The sequence below is a fragment of the Pantoea sp. X-Soil-TKNS-1211 genome (assembly GCF_059730495.1).
Window position 1 is genome coordinate 907,465 of the sequence record NZ_AP035953.1, and the last position, 18,291, is coordinate 925,755.

Annotated in this window: 15 protein-coding genes, 1 tRNA gene and 2 rRNA genes; 10 read left to right on the forward strand and 8 right to left on the reverse strand. The window is 53.7% G+C overall.

The features are described 5' to 3' along the window. The first annotated feature begins 1 nt into the window (after position 1). The 5 genes from accA (at position 2) to AC6I8W_RS04045 (ending at position 5,390) form a co-directional block, all read left to right on the forward strand. Positions 2–961 carry an acetyl-CoA carboxylase carboxyl transferase subunit alpha gene (gene accA, locus AC6I8W_RS04025; RefSeq protein WP_497837078.1) on the forward strand — a complete coding sequence of 320 codons (960 nt, stop codon included), beginning with the start codon at positions 2–4 and terminating at the stop codon, positions 959–961. Positions 962–1,096: 135 nt separating this feature from the next. Beyond that, on the forward strand, positions 1,097–3,247 hold the full coding sequence (locus AC6I8W_RS04030; RefSeq protein WP_497837079.1) for a lysine decarboxylase LdcC: 2,151 nt from the start codon (positions 1,097–1,099) through the stop codon (positions 3,245–3,247). Between the two features lie 75 nt (positions 3,248–3,322). Then, the gene (locus AC6I8W_RS04035; RefSeq protein WP_497837080.1) at positions 3,323–3,712 is read left to right on the forward strand and encodes a VOC family protein; all 390 of its coding nucleotides are present in this window, start codon (positions 3,323–3,325) and stop codon (positions 3,710–3,712) included. A 53-nt stretch (positions 3,713–3,765) separates the two neighbouring features. Next, positions 3,766–5,067: a tRNA lysidine(34) synthetase TilS gene (tilS, locus tag AC6I8W_RS04040; RefSeq protein ID WP_497837081.1), complete on the forward strand. Its 1,302-nt coding sequence runs from the start codon at positions 3,766–3,768 to the stop codon at positions 5,065–5,067. Positions 5,068–5,081: 14 nt separating this feature from the next. Further along, positions 5,082–5,390, forward strand: coding sequence for a c-type cytochrome (locus AC6I8W_RS04045; protein ID WP_497838101.1), 309 nt, complete (start codon positions 5,082–5,084; stop codon positions 5,388–5,390). 42 nt (positions 5,391–5,432) lie between these two features. On the opposite strand, the gene rof is transcribed toward AC6I8W_RS04045, so the two are convergent. Together rof and AC6I8W_RS04055 are read right to left on the reverse strand one after the other, a co-directional pair. Continuing rightward, positions 5,433–5,696, reverse strand: coding sequence for a Rho-binding antiterminator (gene rof, locus AC6I8W_RS04050; protein WP_013507963.1), 264 nt, complete (start codon positions 5,694–5,696; stop codon positions 5,433–5,435). Continuing rightward, on the reverse strand, positions 5,683–5,883 hold the full coding sequence (locus tag AC6I8W_RS04055; protein WP_013507964.1) for a YaeP family protein: 201 nt from the start codon (positions 5,881–5,883) through the stop codon (positions 5,683–5,685). The genes rof and AC6I8W_RS04055 overlap by 14 nt, the downstream gene beginning before the upstream one ends. 216 nt (positions 5,884–6,099) lie before the next feature. Here AC6I8W_RS04055 and arfB point away from each other — a divergent pair, with 216 nt between their 5' ends. Beyond that, positions 6,100–6,510 carry an alternative ribosome rescue aminoacyl-tRNA hydrolase ArfB gene (arfB, locus tag AC6I8W_RS04060; RefSeq protein ID WP_497837082.1) on the forward strand — a complete coding sequence of 137 codons (411 nt, stop codon included), beginning with the start codon at positions 6,100–6,102 and terminating at the stop codon, positions 6,508–6,510. A gap of 34 nt (positions 6,511–6,544) precedes the next feature. Here arfB and proS read toward each other — a convergent pair whose 3' ends face one another. From proS to metN, 6 genes are all read right to left on the reverse strand, one after another. Beyond that, positions 6,545–8,263 (reverse strand): proline--tRNA ligase, encoded by a 1,719-nt coding sequence (gene proS / locus AC6I8W_RS04065; protein ID WP_480368532.1) that lies wholly within the window; start codon positions 8,261–8,263, stop codon positions 6,545–6,547. Between the two features lie 90 nt (positions 8,264–8,353). Then, complete coding sequence (gene tsaA / locus AC6I8W_RS04070; RefSeq protein WP_497837083.1) at positions 8,354–9,061, reverse strand: tRNA (N6-threonylcarbamoyladenosine(37)-N6)-methyltransferase TrmO; 708 nt, start codon at positions 9,059–9,061, stop codon at positions 8,354–8,356. Next, positions 9,058–9,459: an envelope stress sensor lipoprotein RcsF gene (rcsF, locus tag AC6I8W_RS04075; protein WP_497837084.1), complete on the reverse strand. Its 402-nt coding sequence runs from the start codon at positions 9,457–9,459 to the stop codon at positions 9,058–9,060. The genes tsaA and rcsF overlap by 4 nt, the downstream gene beginning before the upstream one ends. Positions 9,460–9,587: 128 nt before the next feature. Next, entirely contained in the window at positions 9,588–10,403 is an 816-nt protein-coding gene (locus tag AC6I8W_RS04080; RefSeq protein ID WP_480368539.1) for a MetQ/NlpA family lipoprotein, read from the reverse strand. Between the two features lie 36 nt (positions 10,404–10,439). Next, complete coding sequence (locus AC6I8W_RS04085; protein WP_013507970.1) at positions 10,440–11,093, reverse strand: methionine ABC transporter permease MetI; 654 nt, start codon at positions 11,091–11,093, stop codon at positions 10,440–10,442. Beyond that, entirely contained in the window at positions 11,086–12,117 is a 1,032-nt protein-coding gene (gene metN, locus AC6I8W_RS04090; protein WP_497837085.1) for a methionine ABC transporter ATP-binding protein MetN, read from the reverse strand. The genes AC6I8W_RS04085 and metN overlap by 8 nt, the downstream gene beginning before the upstream one ends. Before the next feature lie 188 nt (positions 12,118–12,305). Here metN and gmhB point away from each other — a divergent pair, with 188 nt between their 5' ends. The 4 genes from gmhB (at position 12,306) to AC6I8W_RS04110 (ending at position 18,073) form a co-directional block, all read left to right on the forward strand. Then, complete coding sequence (gene gmhB, locus AC6I8W_RS04095; protein WP_497837086.1) at positions 12,306–12,866, forward strand: D-glycero-beta-D-manno-heptose 1,7-bisphosphate 7-phosphatase; 561 nt, start codon at positions 12,306–12,308, stop codon at positions 12,864–12,866. A gap of 381 nt (positions 12,867–13,247) precedes the next feature. Next, a 16S ribosomal RNA gene (locus AC6I8W_RS04100) occupies positions 13,248–14,789 on the forward strand. 90 nt (positions 14,790–14,879) lie between these two features. Next, positions 14,880–14,954: transfer RNA gene (locus AC6I8W_RS04105), tRNA-Glu, on the forward strand. Between the two features lie 214 nt (positions 14,955–15,168). Then, positions 15,169–18,073 (forward strand): 23S ribosomal RNA (locus AC6I8W_RS04110). Together the 16S and 23S rRNA genes with 1 tRNA gene alongside form the textbook arrangement of a ribosomal RNA operon. The last annotated feature ends 218 nt before the right edge of the window (positions 18,074–18,291 follow it).

Below are 18,291 nucleotides of genomic sequence, written 5' to 3' on the forward strand. Positions count from 1 at the left end.
TATGAGTCTTAATTACCTGGATTTTGAACAGCCAATCGCGGAACTGGAAGCGAAAATCGACTCGCTGAAATCGATTGGCCGTCAGGATGAGAAACACGATATTAATCTGGATGAAGAAGTACAGCGTCTGCGCGAAAAAAGCGTAGAGCTGACGCGTAAAATCTTCTCCGATTTGGGTGCATGGCAGGTCGCGCAACTGGCGCGCCATCCGCTGCGTCCTTATACGCTGGACTATGTCCGCAATGCCTTTGATGATTTTGACGAGTTGGCTGGCGATCGTGCCTATGCCGATGATAAAGCGATTGTTGGTGGTATTGCCCGTCTCGATGGCCGCCCGGTGATGATCATTGGTCATCAGAAAGGTCGTGAAACCAAAGAGAAAATTCGGCGAAACTTCGGTATGCCAGCACCAGAGGGCTACCGTAAAGCGCTGCGCCTGATGGAGATGGCAGAACGCTTCAAGATGCCACTGATCACCTTCATCGACACTCCGGGTGCCTATCCGGGCGTCGGTGCTGAGGAACGTGGTCAGTCGGAAGCCATTGCCCGTAACCTGCGTGAGATGTCTGGTCTGAAAATCCCGGTGATTTGTACCGTGATCGGCGAAGGCGGCTCCGGTGGTGCATTGGCGATTGGCGTGGGCGATAAAGTCAACATGTTGCAGTACAGCACCTATTCGGTGATCTCACCGGAAGGCTGTGCGTCCATTCTGTGGAAAAGCGCTGACAAAGCACCGTTGGCAGCAGAAGCGATGGGCATCACTGCTGACCGTCTGAAAGAGCTGAAACTGATCGACTCCATCATCCCGGAACCACTGGGTGGTGCACACCGTCATCCGGTCGATATGGCTGCGGCGTTGAAAAAACAGCTACTGGCTGATCTGGCCGATCTTGATGTGCTCAGCACTGAAGAGTTGCTGAACCGTCGTTATCAGCGTCTGATGAGCTACGGCTACGCCTGATTAAAGATTTGATCAAAACAAGCGGACTTCGGTCCGCTTTTTTTGTGTCTGCGTAACAGCAGAGCATTCTGACGGTAATCTATCCCTGCTTTTCGCTATCCTTATTCAGTGCCACAACACCACAGGAGGTGAGCATTGAATATTCTTGCGATCATGGGACCGCACGGGGTTTTCTACAAAGATGAACCGATGCGTGAGTTGGATGCGGCGCTGAAGCTGCAAGGTTTCCAGACCGTCTATCCTCACAATGCCAGCGACCTGCTGAAGTTGATTGAGCATAACCCACGGATTTGCGGCGTGGTTTTTGACTGGGACGATTACAGTCTGGCGCTATGCAGTGAAATCAATCAGCTCAATGAATATCTGCCGTTGTACGCGTTTATCAACACCCATTCACAATTGGATGTCAGCATCAACGAGATGCGCATGGCGTTGCATTTCTTCGAATATGCCCTGAGCGTAGCTGACGACATCGCGCTGCATATTCGCCAGTACACCGATGAATACATCGACAAAATCACACCGCCACTGACCAAAGCGTTATTCACCTATGTCAAAGAAGGCAAATACACCTTCTGCACCCCCGGCCATATGGGCGGGACGGCGTTCCAGAAAAGCCCGGTCGGCAGCTTGTTCTACGATTTTTTTGGCGCGAACACGCTGAAAGCGGATATCTCGATTTCGGTGACGGAACTGGGTTCCCTGCTTGATCACACCGGACCGCATCTGGAAGCGGAAGAATACGTCGCTCGTACCTTTGGTGCCGAGCAGAGTTACATGGTGACCAACGGCACCTCGACTTCCAATAAGATCGTGGGAATGTACGCGGCTCCGACGGGTAGCACGGTGTTGATTGACCGTAACTGCCATAAGTCGCTGACCCATCTGCTGATGATGAGCGACATTATCCCGTTGTGGCTGAAGCCAACGCGCAACGCGCTGGGTATTCTTGGCGGGATCCCTAAGCGGGAATTTACCCGTGACAGCATCCAGCACAAAGTCGACAACACACCCCGCGCCAGTTGGCCGGTTCATGCGGTGATCACTAACTCGACCTACGATGGTCTGCTGTATAACACCGAATACATCAAACAGACGTTGGATGTGCCGTCGATTCACTTCGACTCCGCCTGGGTGCCTTATACCAATTTCCACCCGATCTACGACGGGAAAAGTGGCATGAGCGGCGACCGCGTGCCGGGCAAAGTGATCTATGAAACGCAATCGACGCATAAGCTGCTGGCGGCATTTTCCCAGGCTTCGCTGATTCATATCAAAGGGGACTACGACGAACAAACCTTTAACGAAGCCTACATGATGCATACCACCACTTCGCCGAATTATGCGATTGTCTCGTCGATCGAGACGGCAGCGGCGATGCTGCGAGGCAATCCGGGTAAACGTCTGATCAATCGTTCGGTGGAACGGGCGCTACATTTCCGGCGTGAGATCCAGCGTTTGCGTGAAGAGTCTGAGGGTTGGTTCTTTGATATCTGGCAGCCGGAGCTGGTGGATGAAGCGGAATGCTGGCCGATTCAACCCGGCGAAGAGGATTGGCACGGCTTTACCCAGGCCGATCGCGATCATATGTATCTTGATCCAATCAAGGTGACCATCCTGACGCCGGGGATGAGCGAGCTGGGTGTCATGGTGGATGAGGGGATCCCGGCGGCGCTGGTGGCGAAATTCCTCGACCAGCGCGGTGTGGTGGTAGAAAAAACCGGTCCGTATAACCTGTTGTTCCTGTTCAGTATCGGCATCGATAAAACCAAAGCGATGAGCGTGCTGCGTGGTCTGACCGAGTTTAAGCGCGCCTATGACCTCAATCTGCGGGTGAAAAACATGTTGCCGGATCTCTACGCTGAAGATCCTGATTTCTATCGCAACATGCGTATTCAAACACTGGCCCAGGGCATCCACCAGTTGATCCTGCAACATGATCTGCCGCGTCTGATGTTGAAAGCATTTGATGTGTTGCCGGAGATGAAGATGACTCCACATCAGGCCTTTCAGCAGCAGGTAAAAGGCCAGGTAGAAACGGTGGATATTCGAGAGTTAGTCGGACGCATCTCTGCCAATATGATTTTGCCCTATCCGCCGGGCGTCCCTTTGGTGATGCCGGGAGAGATGATCACCGAGCAGAGCCGTGCGGTGCTCGACTTCCTGTTGATGCTCTGCACCATTGGGCGGCACTATCCCGGCTTTGAGACCGACATCCACGGCGCAACGTTAACCGAGGATGGGCGCTATCTGGTGCGGGTGTTAAAAGGCGAGAACGATCATTAACTTCGGATAAAAGCCTCTTTTCAGCAGGCCGCCTGCCACGTAAGGTAAGCGGCTAAGCAGAAAACCGGAGCCGCTATGCTACACATAAAACAGATCCACCACATTGCCATCATCGCCACCGACTATGCGCGCAGTAAGGCATTTTATTGCGATGTGCTGGGCTTTGAACTGCTGGGGGAGTTTTACCGCTCGGAGCGTGATTCATGGAAAGGGGATCTCGGGCTGAAGGGTGTCTACACCATTGAACTGTTCTCCTTCCCGTCGCCGCCAGCGCGCGTCAGCCAGCCGGAGGCCTGCGGCTTACGTCATCTGGCATTCTGCGTTGAGGACGTGGAGCAGTCGGTAGCAGCGCTGGCAGAGAAGGGGGTGGTCTGCGAACCGATTCGTATTGATGCGCTGACCGGCAAAACCTGTACCTTCTTCTCTGACCCGGATGGTTTGCCGCTGGAGCTGTATCAGGCGTAAAATAGCGTCCGTCGCGGGCCGCAATCGGGCGGTTCGCTCTCACGGAATGCGCCATGTCTTTGTCCCATCTTGCTGCACTGCTGACACCCGACGCCCGCTGTGTGCTGGCGTTCAGCGGTGGACTGGATTCCACCGTATTGCTACATCAGCTGGTTTGCTGGCAGCGTCAGTATCCCCGGATGCAACTGCGCGCATTGCATGTCCATCATGGTTTAAGCCCCAATGCCGATAGCTGGGCGGCGCATTGTCAGCACGTTTGCCAGCAGTGGCACATCCCCTGTGAGGTACTCCGTGTCAAGGTAGATGGGCGTGAGCAGGGGATTGAAGCGGCAGCGCGTGATGCACGTTATCAGGCTTTGTTGCAGCACCTGCTACCCGGTGAGTGCTTACTTACCGCCCAACACCTTAATGATCAATGTGAAACCTTGTTACTGGCGCTGAAACGCGGCAGTGGCCCAGCGGGCCTGGCTGCGATGCCATCCCAACGCGTTCTGGGGGAAAATACCCATCTGCGCCCGCTATTGGCCCTCAGCCGCCAGCAGCTTGAAAGCTGGGCAGCGGAACATCAGCTGAACTGGATCGAAGACGAGAGCAACGCCGATTGTCGCTACGACAGAAATTTTCTGCGGCAGCAGGTACTCCCGTTGCTTCAGGCGCGCTGGCCGCATTTCAGTGCTGCCGCTGCACGCAGTGCCGCATTATGTGGTGAGCAGGAACAATTACTGGATGAACTACTGGCGGAACAGCTGACCCAACTCACTGATAAACAAGGGAGACTTAACTTCACGCCGTTGCTGACCATGCAGGAAGCGCGTCGTCATGCGTTGCTACGTCGCTGGATTGCACAGCAGGGCGGAACCATGCCCTCACGCGATGCGTTGCTGCGTATCACCCGTGAAGTGATGCATAGCCGGGAAGATGCACAACCCTGCCTGCATTTTGGCGCGTTTGAACTGCGTCGTTATCGTCAGCAACTTTACTGGCTACCGCCTCAGCCTTCCCTCAGCCAGCACTCACTTACCTGGCATGACCGTTCGCAATCCTTGCGTTTGCCCGAACAGCTCGGGGAACTACAGGCGAGCCGTGATATTCCCCGGCTACGTTTCCCGACCGATGACGAGCAGGTGAGTGTCCGGTTTAAGGCTCAGGGCTATATCCACGTGCAGGAACGGGCAGGGGGACGTGAAGTGAAAAAGCTGTGGCAGGAGCTGGGTATTCCGCCCTGGCAGCGCGAACGTATTCCACTGATTTACTACAACCAGACGTTAATCTGCGCGCCGGGTTTATTTACCACCCGAGACGGTGCGGCCAGCAATGAGCAAGGCTGGACGGCGATTTGGTTACAACAACAATAAAATGGAGAGCAATGATGAAACACTGGATCGCGGCGGCATTTTTCGCCGTGGCACTGCCGGCGCTGGCCGACGGCGATATTAAGGCCGGGGCGCAAAAAGCCGCTACCTGTCTGGCATGCCATGGTGCGGAAGGGAAAAGTGCCGTACCTCTGTACCCCAATCTGGCCGGGCAGCACGCGCCTTATCTGCTGCACTCGATGCAAGCCTACAAAAAGGGCGAGCGCAGCGGGGGACAGGCAGAGGTCATGAAAGCGTTTGTGGCCGGGTTAAGCGATCAGGATATGGAAGATTTAGCCGCGTATTACAGCTCGCTACAGCCGTAAGCGAGGGGGGGGCGGGAGTGGGATTTCCCGCCCGTGGGAAGGTTACTCGTCTTCGCTGACGATGACGGTGCCCAGCTCAGGGTGGCTGAAGCTGGCGATGTGATCGAGCCGCAGCTCACGTGTTTCGCCGGAGAGGTCGACCGCAAGATACTCGACGTTTTTGCGTGAAATCATGTCCACAGCTTTCGCCTTGAGCTGATCACCGTTTTTTAATTCGAGCGCAAGCGTCCAGTGTTTTTGGCAGGCGAGTTCCAGGTTGTCGTAGTCATCGCAGTTGATGGGTTTGTAGGCTTCATTCGTCAACATAGTCGCTCACCAATAAGTTCGCAGCGGCATAGGCTGCCTGTTCCCTGACAGAAGAGTTTAGCGCAGAATTAGCAGCAATATCATTGAGTGCATTCAGCGCACATCCAATGGCATCTGGCACATATCCCAGATCGCCGCTGCCAATCTCGGCATATTTCTGGCGAACTAACTCACAATACTTTTGCACAATCACCTCCTCAGCAGAGTATCAATACTCTGGTTGATAGGAGACTATATCACAGGCATTTCACTGAAATCAGCCTGCGCGCAGCGCGAAGCATTCAGAGAAAAGCAGAAAAGTGGCAAAATCCGCTGTTGTTAAGCGTGTGCGCAGCGCACAAAAGGTTAAGTTGATGGACAGGTTATTACGCAGTACAGGATCTTTTCCTGCGGCAGGTGGCAGATGATTGTGTTGTCACGTTCGGTTTCACTACCGGAAAATGAGGTAGAGTTGAGCGCCATCCGTGCACAAGGTGCGGGGGGGCAGCATGTGAATAAAACCTCAACCGCCATCCACTTGCGTTTTGATATTGCCGCGTCATCATTGCCGCCGTTTTATAAAGAGCGTCTGCTGGGCGCGCGTCACCATCTGATCACCGAAGAGGGGGTGGTGATTATCAAAGCGCAGGAGTATCGCAGCCAGGAAATGAATCGTGAAGCTGCGCTACAGCGGTTGATCAACCTGATTCGGGAGCTAACGACGGTGGAGAAAGTACGTCGTGCCACCCGGCCCACCCGAGCATCAAAGGAACGACGCCTGGAAGGCAAAGCGCGTCGAGGGAATACCAAGGCGTTGCGGGGAAAAGTGCGTTAAAAAAAGCGCCTCTGTTCAGAGGCGCTTCGGGGTATTACTTATTCAGAGCTTTTGCCAGGAATTCGACGATTTCGCTGTGCTTAATCATCTCTTTCTCGCTGGCGGAACGTGCTTTGTACTCGATCTCTGCATTATCGAGGTTGCGATCGCCAATCACGATGGTGTGTGGGACACCAATCAGTTCCATATCGGCAAACATCACGCCCGGACGCTCTTTACGGTCATCCAGAATCACGTCGATGCCTTTGGCACGCAGCGCGTTGTACAGCTCATCCGCCACTTCTTTTACGCGGAAAGATTTGTGCATGTTCATCGGCAGAATCGCCACTTCGAACGGTGCCAGCGCAGCAGGCCAGATGATGCCACGATCGTCATGGTTCTGCTCAATCGCCGCCGCCACTACGCGGGTGATACCGATACCGTAGCAACCCATGGTCATGATCTGGTTACGACCATCTTCGCCCTGAACCGCCGCTTTCAGCGCGTCAGAGTATTTGGTGCCGAGCTGGAAGATGTGGCCGACTTCAATACCACGTTTAATCAGCAGCGTACCTTTACCATCCGGGCTGGGATCGCCTTCAACGACATTGCGGATATCTTCGACACGTGCTTCCGGCAGGTCACGACCCCAGTTAATCCCGGCGTAATGTTTGCCATCAATGTTGGCACCGGCGCAGAAGTCGCTGGTTTTCGCCACGGTACGGTCAGCAATCACCGGCATGGTCAGACCCACCGGCCCGAGTGAGCCAGGACCTGCGCCCAGTACCGCACGGATTTCGTCTTCGGTCGCCATTTCCAGCGGCGCGGCAACGATATCCAGTTTCTCCGCTTTCACTTCGTTCAGTTGATGGTCGCCGCGCAGCAACAGAGCAACCAGCGCATGGCCGCTCTCTTCACTGCCTTTAACAAACAGCGTCTTGACGGTTTTCTCAATCGGCAACTGATGTTGTTCAACCAGCTCGGCGATGGTTTTCGCGTTCGGGGTGTCGAACTGCACCATCTCCTGCGTCGGTTGTGGACGCTCACCAGCCGGGGCCAGTGCCTCTGCTTTTTCAATGTTGGCGGCGTAGTCGGATTCGCTGGAGAAGATCACATCATCTTCACCGCTCTGCGCCAGCACCTGGAATTCATGCGAGGCGCTACCACCGATGGAACCGGTATCCGCCTGTACCGCACGGAAGTCCAGCCCCATACGGCTGAAGCTCTGGCTGTAGGCGCGGTACATCGCGTCGTAAGTTTCCTGCAACGATTCCTGCGAGGTATGGAACGAGTAAGCATCTTTCATGATGAACTCGCGTGAACGCATCACACCAAAACGCGGACGCACTTCATCACGGAATTTGGTCTGGATCTGATACAGGTTAAGCGGCAGCTGCTTGTAAGAACTCAGCTCGTTACGGATCAGGTCAGTGACCACTTCTTCATGCGTCGGACCCAACACAAACGGGCGATCGTGACGGTCCTTAATACGCAACAGTTCGGGACCATATTGCTCCCAACGGCCACTCTCTTCCCACAGATCGGCAGGCTGAACCACCGGCATGGAGATCTCAATCGCGCCCGCGTTGTTCATCTCTTCACGCACGATGTTTTCGACTTTTCGCAGCACGCGAACACCGGTCGGCAGCCAGGTGTAAAGTCCGGAAGCCAGTTTACGGATCATCCCGGCACGCAGCATCAGCTGGTGGCTGATAACTTCCGCATCGGAGGGCGTCTCCTTCAGAGTGGAGAGCAAATATTGAGTAGTACGCATTGATTACGATTCCAGTTATACGGAAGGTCACTGACAAAAATTTTGCTGGCGGCTAGTGTACCAGCGAGATCCGCCACTCAAAAGCGCGTTTTAGCGCGGATCGAGGGCGATCACCTCGGTACCGGTCTCGTCAATGCGCCAGCGCACATTAAAATCGAGTAGCCAGGCAGCATATTCACGATCCACGGTCTCACCTTTACGATAAGCAGGGCGCGGATCCTGAGCCAATACATCGCTGATAAAGCGTGCCAAATGGGGATAGTTTTTCTGTTGTTGCTGAATTTGCGCCAGCGCCGGTGCAGAGAAACGCACCGGCATTGCTGCCTCGGGAGCCTGTTGGGCAAATCCGGCGCGTGCATCCGGTAAGGCTTCGGCAAACGGCAGATAAGGTTTGATATCCACCACCGGCGTGCCATCCACCAAATCCAGGCTACCCAGTTGTAAAATCACCTGCTGCTTTTCGCAGCGGATCCCCTGGAGTTCAACCAGCGACATGCCAATCGGGTTTGGGCGGAAGGTAGAACGTGTAGCAAACACGCCCATACGCGTATTGCCGCCAAGACGCGGCGGACGTACGGTGGGCCGCCAGCCGCCCGCCATGGTTTGATGAAAAACAAACAACACCCACAAATGGCTGAACGCTTCGAGACCGCGCACCGCTTCAGCCTGGTTATAAGGTGGCAGCAGATGTAGCTCACCGGTGCCATCCTGTACCAGACCCGGCTGGCGCGGAACCGCGAATTTTTCTTTCCACGGCGAGTGGATTACGCCGATTTGCGCAAAGGCAAATTCACTCATTGATTGGCAACTTTCAGCGCAGAACCCTGGCAGATGGCCTGACGGTAGCAACCCGGCGTGCTGGAGACGATTTCACACTTGTGCAGCAGCACCGCGTTAGCTTTCATCCCCGCTGCTTTGAGTTGCAGGCGTTTACGGGCAGTGTTGATATTCGGCGGTGAATCCTGGGTGCTGCTCTGGCAATCATCACCAGATACTTCACCAAGGTCACGGAAAGGTTTGCTGACCAAATCGGTCGCATCCGTATAAATCTTCACCGGAGCCGGACGAGGCGCAGGACGGCGTTCCGGTTCACTGGATTGCTGCTGCGGGTGCGATGAAGCACTGCTTATCGGGTGATATTCACGCACACACCCGGTCAGCATCAATGCCAACAAGCAGAGCGGTAAAAAACGCATGGCAACATCCTCATGTTTTAAAAAGTGGCGTTATTGAAACAAGGACAACCGTAAATAACAAGTCAGCTGCCACAACCGGCAAAAGAAAGGGCGGCCGAAGCCGCCCTGGATGGCATGAGAAGAGGGGATTACCAGCCCTTCACCGCACCACCGTTGAAGATTTTGTTCGCAGCTTCAGCGACTTCGTCAGACTGGTAAGCCTGAACAAATTTCTTCACGTTTTCAGCGTCTTTGTTGTCTTCACGGCTGACGATCAGGTTCACGTACGGTGAATCTTTATCTTCAACGAAGATACCGTCTTTAGCCGGAGTCAGGCCGATCTGGCTGGCGTAAGTCGTGTTGATCACCGCCAACGCAATCTGCTGATCGTCCAGTGAACGCGGCAGCTGCGGCGCTTCCAGCTCAACAATCTTCAGGTTTTTCGGGTTTTCGGTGATATCCAGAGCGGTCGGCAGCAGGCCAACACCATCTTTCAGTTTGATCAGACCCACTTTCTGCAACAACAGCAGCGAGCGGCCGAGGTTAGTCGGGTCATTCGGAATGGCAATTTGATCGCCGTCCTTAAGCTCATCCAGAGATTTGATCTTTTTGGAGTAACCCGCAATCGGGTAGACGAAGGTGTTGCCAACCGGCACCAGCTTATAACCACGATCTTTGATCTGCTGATCCAGATACGGTTTGTGCTGGAAGGCGTTGACGTCGATATCGCCTTTGCTCAGTGCTTCGTTTGGCAGAACGTAGTCGTTGAAGGTAACCAATTCAACATCCAGGCCATACTTCTCTTTCGCGACTTTCTGTGCCGTTTCAGCAACCTGCTGCTCGGCGCCAACAATCACACCCACTTTAATGTGGTTTGGATCTTTGGCTTTCTGATCGCATCCGGCCAGCGCAATCACGCCAATCAGCGCGCCCACAGCGGCAATCTTTTTAAATGTAAAAGACATATCCTTTCCTTAATAGAGAATATTGATATTGCTTGCTTACTTATGGGACACAGCACGCACGATGCGGTCGCCACAGAATTGGATTAAATAAACCAGTACCACCAACAGAACCAGTACGGTGTTCATCACAGTGGCGTTATAGCCAATGTAACCATATTGATAGCCGATCTGGCCCAGCCCGCCAGCGCCCACTGCACCACCCATCGCCGAGTAGCCGACCAGCGTAATCAGAGTAATTGTAGCGGCATTCACCAGCCCCGGCAGGGCTTCCGGCAATAGCACCTTACGCACGATTTGCAGTGGTGTGGCACCCATTGCACGGGAGGCTTCGATCAACCCGGTGGGCAGTTCGAGCAGGGCATTTTCAACCATACGTGCGATAAAAGGCGCGGCACCCACGGTCAGTGGCACAATTGCGGCCTGCAAACCAATCGACGTTCCCACGATCGCGCGGGTAAAAGGAATCATCCATACCAGCAAGATAATGAACGGGATGGAGCGAAAGATATTCACCAGCGCCGAGAGCACGCGATACAGCGCACCGTTTGCCAGAATCTGGCCGGGACGCGTGACGTACAACAGCACGCCAACCGGAAGGCCGAGCACAAAACCAAAAAAGCCGGAGACAAAGGTCATCATCAGCGTTTCCCAAATGCCACGTCCCAGTAGCCACATCATCGCTTCAGACATAACCCAGTACCTCTACTTTCACGTGATTCTCTTTCAGCCAGGCAATTGCGGCTTGTGTATCAATTTCACTGCCGTCCATCTCGGCCAGCATGATGCCGAACTTCACGCCACCGGCGTAATCCATCTGCGCGCTAATGATGTTGTTGTTAACGTTGAAGCGGCGTGCCGCTTCCGACAGCAGAGGCGCATCCACTGACTTGCCCGTAAATTCCAGACGTAATAAAGGTACGGTTGCCGTGCCGGGGTGGGTCAACATCCGCTGCTGGTAATCGTCAGGAATATCGAGATGCAGAGTTGACTGAATAAACTGCTGAGCCAGCGGCGTTTTCGGATGAGAAAACACTTCGCTTACGGTGTCTTGTTCAATCAGTTCACCTTGACTTATCACTGCGACCTGATCACAGATGCGCTTCACCACATCCATTTCATGGGTGATCAGCAGAATGGTCAGGCCAAGACGGCGATTGATATCTTTCAGCAACTCAAGGATGGAACGCGTGGTCGCCGGGTCCAGAGCGCTGGTGGCTTCATCACACAATAACACTTTGGGGTTGCTGGCCAGTGCGCGGGCGATTGCTACGCGCTGCTTCTGGCCGCCGGACAGATTGGCGGGCCAGGCATCGTGTTTATCCGCCAGACCGACCAGATCCAGCAGTTCGCTGACGCGTTGTTTAATCTGTTCGCGTGAAAGATTACCCAGCTCAAGCGGTAAAGCGACGTTGCCGGCCACGGTGCGCGAGTTCATCAGGTTAAAATGCTGGAAGATCATGCCAATTTGGCGGCGTGTCTGCGTCAACTGACTTGCGGAAAGCGCCGTGAGATCCTGACCATCGACCCATACCCGGCCTGAAGTCGGGCGCTCCAGCAGATTGACGCAGCGAATCAGTGTACTTTTACCGGCACCGGATGCACCGATGACGCCATAAATCTGTCCGGCAGGCACATGCAGGCTGACGTTGGATAACGCCTGAATAGTGCGTGAACCTTGCTGGAACACTTTGCTAATATTTTCGAGTTTAATCATTAGGTTAATTATTATCGTGTTGCGTTATCCGTGGTGTTTCGGGTTTCATCTGGCTGCGCCGTGTGAAATCTGGATGGATGTTAAGGCATCCAGACGGCTAAATCAATGAAAGTCATTCAATCTGCCATTCTCTCAGTATGCGCAATCATGCGATACTGACCGGCAATTTTTGCAGCAGGAGTTTCTACGTGGCGAACAAAGTCCCGGCTATTTTTCTTGATCGTGATGGCACATTGAATGTCGATCACGGCTATGTCCATGAGATCGATAATTTTCAGTTTATTGATGGCACCATTGAGGCGTTGCAGGCGCTGAAAAAAATGGGCTATGCATTGGTACTGGTCACCAATCAGTCGGGCATTGCGCGCGGCATGTTTACGGAAGACCAGTTTATGCACCTGACCGAATGGATGGACTGGTCTCTGGCGGACCGTGATGTTGATCTCGACGGTATTTATTTTTGCCCGCATTTGCCGGATGCGACGGTTGATGAGTATCGCCAGCAATGTGATTGCCGTAAGCCGCAGCCTGGTATGTTGCTGTCGGCACAGAAGCATCTCCATATAGATATGGCTGCTTCTTATATGGTGGGGGACAAACTGGAAGATATGCAGTCCGCACAGGCGGCAGGGGTGGGCACGAAAGTGTTGGTGCGCACGGGTAAACCGGTGACAGCAGAGGGCGAAGCGGCAGCGGATTGGGTGATTGATAGCCTGGCTGACCTGCCGGAACGCATTAAAAAGGCTTAAAAATGGGCCTTTTGCACAAATTTCAGCCGAACAGTAAAAAAGTTGAAATTTACGCTTGCGCTTCGTCAGAGTCTCCCTATAATGCGCCTCCACTGACACGGCAAAGCGGCAACGCAGACGGTCAGCGAGGGACGAAGTGATTCATCCCGCCGGAGAAAATCTCTGAAAAAAGAGATTGACTCTGAAGGAGGAAAGCGTAATATACGCCACCTCGCGACAGACGGTTAACCCGCTGCTCGCACTGCTCTTTAACAATTTATCAGACAATCTGTGTGGGCACTCGCAGGATTGATATCAAAAGTCTACGGACTTAAAAAATATCAAGTCTCAAGAGTGAACACGTAATTCATTACGAAGTTTAATTCTTTGAGCATCAAACTTAAATTGAAGAGTTTGATCATGGCTCAGATTGAACGCTGGCGGCAGGCCTAACACATGCAAGTCGAACGGTAGCACAGAGGAGCTTGCTCCTCGGGTGACGAGTGGCGGACGGGTGAGTAATGTCTGGGGATCTGCCCGATGGAGGGGGATAACTACTGGAAACGGTAGCTAATACCGCATAACGTCGCAAGACCAAAGTGGGGGACCTTCGGGCCTCACACCATCGGATGAACCCAGATGGGATTAGCTAGTAGGTGGGGTAACGGCTCACCTAGGCGACGATCCCTAGCTGGTCTGAGAGGATGACCAGCCACACTGGAACTGAGACACGGTCCAGACTCCTACGGGAGGCAGCAGTGGGGAATATTGCACAATGGGCGCAAGCCTGATGCAGCCATGCCGCGTGTATGAAGAAGGCCTTCGGGTTGTAAAGTACTTTCAGCGGGGAGGAAGGTGTTGGAGTTAATAGCTTCAGCAATTGACGTTACCCGCAGAAGAAGCACCGGCTAACTCCGTGCCAGCAGCCGCGGTAATACGGAGGGTGCAAGCGTTAATCGGAATTACTGGGCGTAAAGCGCACGCAGGCGGTCTGTCAAGTCGGATGTGAAATCCCCGGGCTTAACCTGGGAACTGCATTCGAAACTGGCAGGCTGGAGTCTTGTAGAGGGGGGTAGAATTCCAGGTGTAGCGGTGAAATGCGTAGAGATCTGGAGGAATACCGGTGGCGAAGGCGGCCCCCTGGACAAAGACTGACGCTCAGGTGCGAAAGCGTGGGGAGCAAACAGGATTAGATACCCTGGTAGTCCACGCTGTAAACGATGTCGACTTGGAGGTTGTGCCCTTGAGGCGTGGCTTCCGGAGCTAACGCGTTAAGTCGACCGCCTGGGGAGTACGGCCGCAAGGTTAAAACTCAAATGAATTGACGGGGGCCCGCACAAGCGGTGGAGCATGTGGTTTAATTCGATGCAACGCGAAGAACCTTACCTGGCCTTGACATCCAGAGAACTTAGCAGAGATGCTTTGGTGCCTTCGGGAACTCTGAGACAGGTGCTGCATGGCTGTCGTCAGCTCGTGTTGTGAAATGTTGGGTTAAGTCCCGCAACGAGCGCAACCCTTATCCTTTGTTGCCAGCGATTCGGTCGGGAACTCAAAGGAGACTGCCGGTGATAAACCGGAGGAAGGTGGGGATGACGTCAAGTCATCATGGCCCTTACGGCCAGGGCTACACACGTGCTACAATGGCGCATACAAAGAGAAGCGATCTCGCGAGAGCAAGCGGACCTCATAAAGTGCGTCGTAGTCCGGATTGGAGTCTGCAACTCGACTCCATGAAGTCGGAATCGCTAGTAATCGTAGATCAGAATGCTACGGTGAATACGTTCCCGGGCCTTGTACACACCGCCCGTCACACCATGGGAGTGGGTTGCAAAAGAAGTAGGTAGCTTAACCTTCGGGAGGGCGCTTACCACTTTGTGATTCATGACTGGGGTGAAGTCGTAACAAGGTAACCGTAGGGGAACCTGCGGTTGGATCACCTCCTTACCTGAAGATACCTTCCTTCGAAGTGCTCACACAGATTGTCTGATGAAAACGTAATGAGCAAGACGGCTGCGAAGTCGTGACACTTCCTGTGTCCCCTTCGTCTAGCGGTTAGGACTCCGCCCTTTCACGGCGGCAACAGGGGTTCGAATCCCCTAGGGGACGCCACTTGCTTGGTGACAGGTGAAAGGTGTCGCTGCTCAGTATCTCAAAACTGGCTTACGAGTCATGTTTGAGATATTTGCTCTTTAACAATCCGGAACAAGCTGAAAATTTGAAACGACACGTTGTTTCATTTCTCCGTAATAAGAAATGAAAGCGATGTGTTCGAGTCTCTCAAATGCTTGCAGTCTGCATGCGTGAAAACGCCTGTGGGTTGTGAGGTTAAGCGACTAAGCGTACACGGTGGATGCCCTGGCAGTCAGAGGCGATGAAGGACGTGCTAATCTGCGTAAAGCGTCGGTAAGGTGATATGAACCGCTACAGCCGACGATGTCCGAATGGGGAAACCCGGTGCACTCTGTGCATCATCGTTAACTGAATACATAGGTTAACGAGGCGAACCGGGGGAACTGAAACATCTAAGTACCCCGAGGAAAAGAAATCAACCGAGATTCCCCCAGTAGCGGCGAGCGAACGGGGAACAGCCCAGAACCTGAATCAGTTTGTGTGTCAGTGGAAGCGTCTGGAAAGTCGCAGGGTACAGGGTGATACTCCCGTACACGAAGATGCACATACTGTGAGTTCGATGAGTAGGGCGGGACACGTGGTATCCTGTCTGAATATGGGGGGACCATCCTCCAAGGCTAAATACTCCTGACTGACCGATAGTGAACCAGTACCGTGAGGGAAAGGCGAAAAGAACCCCGGCGAGGGGAGTGAAACAGAACCTGAAACCGTGTACGTACAAGCAGTGGGAGCCTACTTGTTAGGTGACTGCGTACCTTTTGTATAATGGGTCAGCGACTTATATTCTGTAGCAAGGTTAACCGTATAGGGGAGCCGCAGGGAAACCGAGTCTTAATTGGGCGTTAAGTTGCAGGGTATAGACCCGAAACCCGGTGATCTAGCCATGGGCAGGTTGAAGGTTGGGTAACACTAACTGGAGGACCGAACCGACTAATGTTGAAAAATTAGCGGATGACTTGTGGCTGGGGGTGAAAGGCCAATCAAACCGGGAGATAGCTGGTTCTCCCCGAAAGCTATTTAGGTAGCGCCTCGTGAATTCATCTCCGGGGGTAGAGCACTGTTTCGGCTAGGGGGCCATCCCGGCTTACCAACCCGATGCAAACTGCGAATACCGGAGAATGTTATCACGGGAGACACACGGCGGGTGCTAACGTCCGTCGTGAAGAGGGAAACAACCCAGACCGCCAGCTAAGGTCCCAAAGTCATGGTTAAGTGGGAAACGATGTGGGAAGGCCCAGACAGCCAGGATGTTGGCTTAGAAGCAGCCATCATTTAAAGAAAGCGTAATAGCTCACTGGTCGAGTCGGCCTGCGCGGAAGATGTAACGGGGCTAAACCATGCACCGAAGCTGCGGCAGCGACACTGTGTGTTGTTGGGTAGGGGAGCGTTCTGTAAGCCGTCGAAGGTGGACTGTGAGGTCTGCTGGAGGTATCAGAAGTGCGAATGCTGACATAAGTAACGATAAAGCGGGTGAAAAGCCCGCTCGCCGGAAGACCAAGGGTTCCTGTCCAACGTTAATCGGGGCAGGGTGAGTCGACCCCTAAGGCGAGGCTGAAAAGCGTAGTCGATGGGAAACAGGTTAATATTCCTGTACTTGGTGTTACTGCGAAGGGGGGACGGAGAAGGCTGAGTTATCCGGGCGACGGTTGTCCCGGTTTAAGCGTGTAGGCTTGCATTCCAGGCAAATCCGGAATGCTTTAAGGCTGAGGCGTGATGACGAGCCACTACGGTGGTGAAGTAACTGATGCCCTGCTTCCAGGAAAAGCCTCTAAGCTCCAGGTAACACGAAATCGTACCCCAAACCGACACAGGTGGTCAGGTAGAGAATACCAAGGCGCTTGAGAGAACTCGGGTGAAGGAACTAGGCAAAATGGTGCCGTAACTTCGGGAGAAGGCACGCTGGCGCGTAGGTGAAGGGACTTGCTCCCGGAGCTGAAGCCAGTCGAAGATACCAGCTGGCTGCAACTGTTTATTAAAAACACAGCACTGTGCAAACACGAAAGTGGACGTATACGGTGTGACGCCTGCCCGGTGCCGGAAGGTTAATTGATGGGGTTATCCGTAAGGAGAAGCTCTTGATCGAAGCCCCGGTAAACGGCGGCCGTAACTATAACGGTCCTAAGGTAGCGAAATTCCTTGTCGGGTAAGTTCCGACCTGCACGAATGGCGTAATGATGGCCAGGCTGTCTCCACCCGAGACTCAGTGAAATTGAAATCGCTGTGAAGATGCAGTGTACCCGCGGCAAGACGGAAAGACCCCGTGAACCTTTACTATAGCTTGACACTGAACATTGAGCCTTGATGTGTAGGATAGGTGGGAGGCTTTGAAGCGTGGACGCCAGTCTGCGTGGAGCCGACCTTGAAATACCACCCTTTAATGTTTGATGTTCTAACGTAGGCCCGTGATCCGGGCTGCGGACAGTGTCTGGTGGGTAGTTTGACTGGGGCGGTCTCCTCCCAAAGTGTAACGGAGGAGCACGAAGGTTGGCTAATCCTGGTCGGACATCAGGAGGTTAGTGCAATGGCATAAGCCAGCTTGACTGCGAGAGTGACGGCTCGAGCAGGTGCGAAAGCAGGTCATAGTGATCCGGTGGTTCTGAATGGAAGGGCCATCGCTCAACGGATAAAAGGTACTCCGGGGATAACAGGCTGATACCGCCCAAGAGTTCATATCGACGGCGGTGTTTGGCACCTCGATGTCGGCTCATCACATCCTGGGGCTGAAGTAGGTCCCAAGGGTACGGCTGTTCGCCGTTTAAAGTGGTACGCGAGCTGGGTTTAGAACGTCGTGAGACAGTTCGGTCCCTATCTGCCGTGGGCGCTGGAGAATTGAGGGGGGTTGCTCCTAGTACGAGAGGACCGGAGTGAACGCACCACTGGTGTTCGGGTTGTCATGCCAATGGCATTGCCCGGTAGCTAAGTGCGGAAAAGATAAGTGCTGAAAGCATCTAAGCACGAAACTTGCCCCGAGATGAGTTCTCCCTGACCCCTTGAGGGTCCTGAAGGGACGTTGAAGACGACGACGTTGATAGGCCGGATGTGTAAGTGCAGCGATGCATTGAGCTAACCGGTACTAATGACCCGTGAGGCTTAACCTTACAACGCCAGAGGCGTTTTGTTGAGAGACGCAGAGAATTTTCAGCCTTGTTCGACCGGATTAAGTTGTGTCCTGCGGATTCAGGTCCGAAGGATTTTGCGCTGAAGCAAGGCGGCAAACGAGACGATGCGAAGGAGCATACATGAGTATGTGACTGAGTAGCGCGAGAGCAGCCAACGCAGCAGCAGTGCAAAAGACACAGGACAGAGCACAAAGAAT